12 protein-coding genes and 1 tRNA gene are annotated in these 7,346 nt (G+C 61.7%); 2 read left to right on the plus strand and 11 right to left on the minus strand.

Annotation, left to right across the window (positions count from 1 at the left end):
• Positions 1-11: 11 nt before the first annotated feature.
• Positions 12-1,142, minus strand: coding sequence for an IS630 family transposase (locus tag AXW67_RS27920; RefSeq protein WP_063675747.1), 1,131 nt, complete (start codon positions 1,140-1,142; stop codon positions 12-14).
• 38 nt (positions 1,143-1,180) lie between these two features.
• Here AXW67_RS27920 and AXW67_RS41010 point away from each other — a divergent pair, with 38 nt between their 5' ends.
• Positions 1,181-1,462 (plus strand): LexA family protein, encoded by a 282-nt coding sequence (locus tag AXW67_RS41010; RefSeq protein ID WP_063675745.1) that lies wholly within the window; start codon positions 1,181-1,183, stop codon positions 1,460-1,462.
• A 181-nt stretch (positions 1,463-1,643) separates the two neighbouring features.
• On the opposite strand, the gene AXW67_RS27930 is transcribed toward AXW67_RS41010, so the two are convergent.
• The 4 genes from AXW67_RS27930 to AXW67_RS27945 form a co-directional block, all read right to left on the minus strand.
• Positions 1,644-1,886 carry a hypothetical protein gene (locus tag AXW67_RS27930; protein WP_063680485.1) on the minus strand — a complete coding sequence of 81 codons (243 nt, stop codon included), beginning with the start codon at positions 1,884-1,886 and terminating at the stop codon, positions 1,644-1,646.
• 142 nt (positions 1,887-2,028) lie between these two features.
• Positions 2,029-2,343 carry a gene transfer agent family protein gene (locus AXW67_RS27935; RefSeq protein ID WP_063680486.1) on the minus strand — a complete coding sequence of 105 codons (315 nt, stop codon included), beginning with the start codon at positions 2,341-2,343 and terminating at the stop codon, positions 2,029-2,031.
• The gene (locus tag AXW67_RS27940; RefSeq protein WP_063680487.1) at positions 2,343-3,029 is read right to left on the minus strand and encodes a tail assembly protein; all 687 of its coding nucleotides are present in this window, start codon (positions 3,027-3,029) and stop codon (positions 2,343-2,345) included. Before AXW67_RS27940 ends, AXW67_RS27935 begins: the two co-directional genes overlap by 1 nt.
• On the minus strand, positions 3,026-4,099 hold the full coding sequence (locus AXW67_RS27945; RefSeq protein WP_245315752.1) for a phage portal protein: 1,074 nt from the start codon (positions 4,097-4,099) through the stop codon (positions 3,026-3,028). Before AXW67_RS27945 ends, AXW67_RS27940 begins: the two co-directional genes overlap by 4 nt.
• Between AXW67_RS27945 and AXW67_RS44400 the strand changes: the two genes are divergently transcribed.
• Positions 4,071-4,211, plus strand: coding sequence for a hypothetical protein (locus AXW67_RS44400; RefSeq protein WP_245315754.1), 141 nt, complete (start codon positions 4,071-4,073; stop codon positions 4,209-4,211). The two genes, AXW67_RS27945 and AXW67_RS44400, sit on opposite strands and share 29 nt — an antisense overlap.
• 309 nt (positions 4,212-4,520) lie before the next feature.
• On the opposite strand, the gene AXW67_RS27950 is transcribed toward AXW67_RS44400, so the two are convergent.
• The 6 genes from AXW67_RS27950 to AXW67_RS27965 form a co-directional block, all read right to left on the minus strand.
• A tRNA-Gln gene (locus tag AXW67_RS27950) sits at positions 4,521-4,594 on the minus strand.
• A gap of 232 nt (positions 4,595-4,826) precedes the next feature.
• Entirely contained in the window at positions 4,827-5,000 is a 174-nt protein-coding gene (locus AXW67_RS43335; RefSeq protein WP_198024685.1) for a hypothetical protein, read from the minus strand.
• Positions 5,001-5,069: 69 nt separating this feature from the next.
• On the minus strand, positions 5,070-5,270 hold the full coding sequence (locus AXW67_RS27955) for a hypothetical protein (RefSeq protein ID WP_027551614.1): 201 nt from the start codon (positions 5,268-5,270) through the stop codon (positions 5,070-5,072).
• Between the two features lie 2 nt (positions 5,271-5,272).
• A complete protein-coding gene (locus tag AXW67_RS27960) occupies positions 5,273-5,479 on the minus strand; it encodes a hypothetical protein (RefSeq protein ID WP_027551615.1) in 207 nt (68 codons plus the stop codon).
• A 685-nt stretch (positions 5,480-6,164) separates the two neighbouring features.
• Positions 6,165-6,332, minus strand: coding sequence for a hypothetical protein (locus tag AXW67_RS42880; protein WP_156917915.1), 168 nt, complete (start codon positions 6,330-6,332; stop codon positions 6,165-6,167).
• A gap of 259 nt (positions 6,333-6,591) precedes the next feature.
• Positions 6,592-7,338 (minus strand): Crp/Fnr family transcriptional regulator, encoded by a 747-nt coding sequence (locus AXW67_RS27965; protein WP_063680503.1) that lies wholly within the window; start codon positions 7,336-7,338, stop codon positions 6,592-6,594.
• Positions 7,339-7,346 lie beyond the last annotated feature (8 nt).

Consider the following 7,346-nt stretch of genomic DNA (forward strand, 5'->3'; position numbering starts at 1 on the left):
CTAGTGGTTCATCACAGTGGTTTTGACTCTTTGGCGGCAACTGGATAGGCGCGACCGAGTTTGGCGCGGGCTTTGTCGGTTGTGAACATCCATTTGATGCGGTCTCGCGCCTTGTTTCGCTGCCGTTGCCATGCTGCGATTTCTTTTCGAAGCCTTTTGGGATCGTCGATGCGACGGCCGAGACACTGGCGCTGCAGCACGCTGATCTCGCACTCGACCATATTGAGCCAGCTGGCGTGTTTCGGGGTGTAGTGGAACTCGAGGCGGCGCAGGATGCGACGGGCCTCGGCAGGCGCAAATGCCTGATATAGCGCGCCGGCCGTATGAATCGACAGATTGTCCTGCACCACACGGATGCAGGCGGCATTGGGATAGTGGACGTCGACGAGTTCGCGCATGCAGTGCGCGTAGTCGACCGCGGCGCGGTGGTCTGTAACCTTGACATTGCGCCAGCCGCGATGCGGATCGAAGGTGACGAAGAGATTGACGGTACCGTTGCGGCGATATTCGTAATCGTAGCGCTCGCGCTGTCCCGGTTGGGCAGGGATCGGCTGGCGTACCTCGCCGATCAGCTGGACTGGGGTCTCGTCGAAGCAAACCAGGGGCCGCTCGGGATCCGGCGCCTCGGCGTAGAGATCGAGCACATCCTCCATCCGGGCGACGTATTCGCCGTCGACATGAGGAATGCACCACATATCCCGGCGCCACGGCTTGAGGTCGTTGTCGGCCAGCCGGCGGCGCACGGTCTCGCCCGACAGGCTGGCGTGATCGGTGAGCTTGACCATCGCGTCGGCCAGCAATGTCAGCGTCCAGCGTTTGCGGCCGGCGGGCGGCTTGGCGCATGCCGTCGCCACCAGCAGGGCCTCTTCCTTGCCTGTCAGCTTGCGTTCCGCGCCCGGACGCGGCTCCTCACTCAAGGCCCGCTCCAGATTGCCTTCTACGAAACGGCGTTTGGTCCGGCCGACGGTGGAAAGGCTGACCCGGACGGTTCGGGCAATCTCCGCGTCGCAGCTGCCTGAATCGGCCGCCAGCACAATCTGAGCCCGTTTGAGTTTGCGGGCGGAATGCGTGCCGCCGCCGAGCATTGCCGTCAGTTCGTCCCGCTCGGCTTGGCTCAATTCGACCCGATAACGTACATTCATGCTTCGCCTCCTTGTCGGAGGCCGGGACGAATCCAGCTATGAGTCAAAAATCAGGCGCGCACTTCACCGAGAAGCAGGGACACTATCTCGCTTTCATCCATACCTACTCGTACATGTTCGGACAGCCGCCCGCCGAGGCCGACATCCAGCGGCATTTCCGCGTCAGCCCGCCGTCAGTCCACCAGATGATCCTCACCCTCGAACGCAACGGGTTCATTCGTCGCCAGCCCGGCGTCGCTCGAAGCATCGAGATCCTCTTGCCACCCGAAAAGTTGCCTATCCTCGGATGGCTCGGTATCAAAACGTCAAAATCACTGTGATGAACCACTAGGTCATCCGGGTTGTGGGCAAAGAGCATAGGAAGGTCGGCCATGATCGAGCCGAACGCTCCCTTGGTGATGATGTCGCCGGCAGTGTCGGGCTCGCCGAACGGCCAAGCGGTGCCAACGATCTCGCCGGCATCGGTGACGTTGAGTGTTGCTTTGATCTCCAGACGGTCCATCACGAGCGAACCCACCGGCTGACGCTGGCAACGTTGCCAGCGTTGTAAGTGTAGTTCTGCGTCCAGGTATTGGTGCCGTCGGTGAACGATATCGACGCGAGAGTTCCGTCGGTGTTGTAGGTGAAGTTCTGTGTGTAGTTGTCGGGCGTGATGGGTTGCCCCATGTTGTCGAGCAACTGGCCCGCTACTCTCGTGGGCAGTGGGTTGGCGTCGGAGATGGGCGTGCCAACAGCGAAGCTCATGCGCGCGCTCCAGCTTTACGATGGTGCACCAGCAAGCGTGCCATGCGGCGGTCGCTGCATTTGCAGTCAACGAGCGCTTTTCGACGGGCGAGAACGCGCCCAAGCTTGCGTTGCAGGCCGGTTTTGTTGCGGTGAGGTCTGCTCATTTCACTTCCTTCTCATGGGGATCGCCGAACAGGGTCCGCTCCAGGATCTTGGCGGCGAGTTCGTATGTTTCGATGAGGGGCCGGCCTTCCGCGTATGCGGCGATCAATTCAGCCGCGCGCTTGGGCGCAGCGCCGCCGCCGATCAGCGCGAGCCTGATGGTTTCGTTGATGTCGACCTGGGCGAAGTTGCGCGAGAACACGCGACTGGTAATCGCGCCGATGGGGCCGCACTTGGCCTCAAGCTCGCGGATCAATGCCGGCGTGAGTTTGAACGTATATTCCTGGTCGCCAAAGAATGCGGTGAGCGCCATCAGTCGCGCCCTCCGTAGGCCGGCGTATCGAACGCGGCCTCAATGGATCCGGTGTTCTGCGCATAAACGTCGATGTCTTCTACGTCGGACCAGGCCGCGATCGGCGTAGAGCCGACCATGCACTCGCCGTAGATCAGCGGGACTGCGTTGCCCTGCTGGCCGGAATTGCCGATGTTGCCGCCGTTCACGTTGAGGCCATTGGAGGCCTGTGTTGGCTGGCTGGCGGGCTTGGCGAGCAACGTCGAGGCGCCGGAGAGCATCAGGCCGAAGCCGATCGCGGCCATGGTGCCGTAGCTGGTGCCAGAGAGAACGCCAGTCGCGGCGAGCGGGGTCGCAAGGACGCCGCCGGACATGAAGATCGCGCTGCCGACCAGGGCAGCACCGAGCACGACTTTGGTCGTGCCCTTCGCGGTCCTCGCCGTAGCTGCGCCTCTGGCAACCGGGAATATATGGAGGTCGGCAGCGCCCAGCTTGAACTCGTTCACTAGATCGAGGTCGAGCTGCATGCCGGTGCGCTTGTCGCCGCGCACGATTTTGTAATAGCCCTCCTCGATCTCCTGCACGAAGCGTTTGGGGAAGGCGCAGTTGAGCGCACGCAGCGCCTCGGCGGCCGTCGCAACGTCGAAGCGATGAGATCGACCGAAGTCGCTGCCGAGCTTGCCGTGCAGGTAGATGGTCCGCATCATTGGGCGGTGTCCTCTTGGTCGTTGTTGTCGTTGCCGGTGTTGAGCTTGCCGCCGGCATGTGCGGATGAGGTCCAGGGATTTTCGAGAACGTTGCCACCGTCGATCGGCCCCAATGACCAACCGAGATCGCGCGCCTCATTGGGCGTCATGATCCGACTGGAGACAGCGGCCTGGAGCGCCTGACTGCGCTGCAAGAAATCCGCCTTAACGAGGTGCGTCGTGTCGAATTCGATCGTGATGCCAGCGTCGCGCTCCTCTTCCGTGAGGAGCTTCAACGTGAATTCCTGCTGCTGCGCGATCAGATGAGGTAGCAGCGAGAAGCTGAGAAACTCCTGCTCCAAGGCCTCGATTGACCGAGCTGCGTTTCGCTCCGACACCATGAGCAGGTGCGGACTGACCTTGAAGACGCGGCTGATCTCGCCGAGCATGAAGTTGCGCAACTCGATATACTGGGCGTCGGTTGCGCTCAGCATGAGTTGCTGGAATTTCATGTCGTCGGTGATCCAGGCGGTGCCGCCCGCGCTCGATCCGGAATGCGAAGCGCTAAAGCCGGCCTTGGCCTTGTCGAGGGTTTCTTTGACCCACGTCTTCGGAACGCTCATGATGCCGCTGGGCTTCGCGCCATTCAGGAACAGTTGATTGGCGAAGCGTTCCAGAACGATCGCCAGCCCGATGACGTCTCGGTTCTCGCCTATCAAACCGCGCGTTTGGTCGTATGCCGGCGAGGCGAAGTGTAGGATCTGCGAGGCGGGAATTTCGCGGGCGGCGTCGTTACCGCTCGTCTTGAGCGCATACAGCGGTTCATAGTTGGCGTAATTGACGACCACGGATGACAGGCGCGGATCGAGCCGAAGCAGCTCATAAACGCGGCCGTCGCCAACGCGGTTCACCTGACAAAACGCGCCGTAGGGCTGTAGCAGGCAGTCCATCGTCATCAGCCGCTTGAAGGTCGCGGCCGGCTGCCAGCCGTTCGGGGCCTCGTTGAGCAGCTTGGCGATGGGATGATTGGCGATCTCTTCGCGCCGGCCGGTATCGGTCTGCTTGAATACCTTGACCGGGAGCGACGACACGGCTTCGGCGATCGTGCGGACCGCGCAGGAGACCGGCGCGGCGTGCATCGCGCTGAAGGGCGTGACGGTTACGCCAGCGAGGGTCTGGCTCGCGCCGAACAAGTCAAAATAAAACCCGCTCGCGTCAGCGAGGCTGGGCGCGGCTTTGGTCTCGATACCGAGAAGGGATTTAAAGCGGGAGGCGAAAGACAAATACGCACATGCAGAGGTTGGCCCGCTGGTTAGGCGGTGCGGGGGAAGCTTCTCTGTGCTGTGCTTTTGTTTCGGAGCGATGCCCGAACGCGCAATTATCTTGCGCGTCGATTATGGCGGAATTGAGTCGAAATCGCTGTCGTAACGTTACGACGTGCTGTTACGAGGTGTTACGTCTTTTGGCGTTTACGGCGCGCTAAGCACTTGATTCTATTGATGTTTACGCCGATGGCTGGGGAACCTGGATTCGAACCAAGACAAACAGAGTCAGAGTCTGTTGTGCTACCGTTACACCATTCCCCAACGGAATAGTCGAACAAATTCAATATCTTACTGATCTGTCCGACTTTGCCGGAAGCGCGTTTCGCGCAAATCACGGCTCAGGCGTGGAGGGTTTCTACCCGCTCGGCTTTGGGCTGGCAAGCGCCGTGGTGGACAGGTGTTTTGCCGACGGTCAGGAGGTGGCCGGGCGTCGGAAATGGCCGCCCTCCACTACGATATCCCTGCGCGGCAGCTTCCAATCCGGCCGTGAGTCTCAGGTCTCGTCCAGCCTGCGGACGTGATATCCGGCCGGGAGGATCCGGCCGCCCTCCTCGTCCGCCACCGGGACATCGGTCACCAGCCCTTCGATCAGGGCGGCCTCCCACACCTCTTTCTCGGTGGGAAAGGGATCGCCGATCTGTCTGTCACCTTCGAACAGCGCGTACATCGGCTCAGTCCTGGTTCATTGTGCGGCCGGCTGCAGGCCGCGGATCCCCGCGGTCATCTACCCGGTGGCCTACTGACGCACGCTATCCGGCGGCAGTTCGAATTGTGCGATCCGCGTGTCCAGGCGCCACAGCTCGATGCGGTGGAGCAGCACGAGCCGGGCAGCCTCGCGCTTGGCCTCCTCGTCGTCGCCGCAGACGAGATTGATGCAGCCGGACACGTGGCCGTCGGGATCGATCTGGAAGGCACGGTAGTGCTTGATGGTCTGCATGGTCATACCCTCCGACGCGTGAAGCCGGGGGCGCTCAGCCAATCCGTCAGGTTCGAGGTCACTTCATTCTGCTTGGCGCGGCGCAGCAACAGCTCGCGCTCCTTGCCCGCGGGCATGCGGCGCGCAAGCTCGCGCGCCTTTTCGGCGGACGCGTGCAAACGCTCCTGGAGCGATTGCGTCTGTTTGGTTCGATTGCGTTTGGTGGTCATCGCTTTTCACGGACGAGTTCGAAAGGACCCTGGCCCCGGCGGGAGGTAGCGCCGGGGCCGACGCGATGCCGGACTGGGGCGGCCCAACCGGGCAGGTTCGTTTGCAGCTTCCGGCGCAGGTGCGGGTTCCGGCATTTCAATAGGTTAACGCTGCGCGAATTTAGCTGGCGCAGGCGACCTACGGCAAAGCCGAATTTCGGCTAAGTGGAATATTTTGACGGCCGGGGCCTTGACCGATCAATTGCGGGTTTGGCTGACGGGGGCAACACAAGGATTTAATGACAACCGGACGCGCTGATATCCGCCCTGTTCCCGGCGCGTGCAGCCTGCCCTCTCGCGCCCGATCGGCGCGGCCTCAGAGAACCATCGAGACAATAGCCAGCACACCGAGAGCGGCCAGGAGCCAAACCAGCGATTGGACTATTAACGGCCGCGTCATGGTGCGCCCCGTTCGGAGTTTCCTGCCCCATGACAGGCAACGCCCGAGCGATGCGCGCTCATTGAGCTAGATCAAAAGCCGAGCAAAAGAACCGAGACGGCGCCGACGGTGAAAGCACCGGCCGCGACGGCAATCGCCAGGATGACGCGCTCACGTCCCATGCTCCAAAATTAACATAGGATAGGTCTGATCGACTATGCAGTTGGTGCCAGTTTTTCCCGACCGGAAAGGACAAGAGTATTACCGCTATTGGGCCTCTTCCTTCGGAAACGGCTCGTAAGTCTTGCGGCCCAGGAAAGTGTCGGGCATGGCCACGTCGAGAACCTTGCGCGCCTCCTCCAGGAACTGGCGCAACAAATCGACGTGCTGTGTCTCATCGTTGGAAGGTCGATAGACCCATTGTCTATCCGGCATGATGGCGCTCCCTGCTTGCAGGCGGGAGCGCAAATCAGTCTCTCAGCCACCAGCGCCTACGGGCAGAGCCTGTGCCGGTGATGCGGGTCAACCGGCCTGCACCGATTTGGTTCAAAAGTGAACCTTGGGCGTTACTGGCGGGACACGGGACACGCATATTTTGCGATTGAAGCGCCTCGTTCGGGCCGGTTGCTGCCGACTTGAGCCGAGCGAACCGGTTCCGTGGACAGGCCGGCCGGGCCTCTGTGAGCAAAGCCGGTCAACCGCGGCGATAGAGTTGCAGATAGCTCGGCGAATACAGCGCGGCATCCTTAAGCGCGCTGAGGTCGCTGATGGTCAAGGTGCGCTCCCGCAGTGCTATCAGACCGGTCGCCCGCAGCTCCTGCAGCGTGCGGTTCAAGTGAACGACGGAAAGGCCGGTGGCATCCGCGAGATCCATCTGCGTCACCGGCATGATGCAGGAATTGCCCTCGATCAACCCGACCGGGCGAAGCCGCTCGAAGATTTCGCAAAAGAGGTGCGCCACGCGCTCAAGTGCCGTACGGCGACCAAGATTGATGGCCCACTCGCGCTGAATCGCGTTGTTGACCAGCGTCTCGCACCAGAAGGCTTCGGCGAGCGAGCGATCACTCGCCAACAGGCTCTCGAAGCGCGCGCGCTTGATCTCGCTATAGACCACCGGCGTCATGGTCGCGATGGAATGATCCATCACCGAGAGCAGGAACGCGTGCGCGTCGCAGGTTTCGCCCGGAAAGACGAAATTGACGATCTGGCGCCGGCCGTCCTCCAGCGTCTTGTAGCGGCTGAGCCAGCCCGAGAGCACGATGCGGACGCTGTCGACGGGATCGCCCTCCGAGATCAGATCTTCGCCTGCCCCGGCGCGCTGCATCCCTTCGAGCATGGCGTGCTCGAGCACGGCGGAAGCCTCAGCCGACAATGGCCGCAGCGCATTCAACCGGCGGATGACCGGCTCAGTGACGCTTCGATCGAGGGTCGACAAAGGCATCATTACCG

Origin of the sequence: Bradyrhizobium neotropicale (genome assembly GCF_001641695.1) — a bacterium.
GTDB lineage: Bacteria > Pseudomonadota > Alphaproteobacteria > Rhizobiales > Xanthobacteraceae > Bradyrhizobium > Bradyrhizobium neotropicale.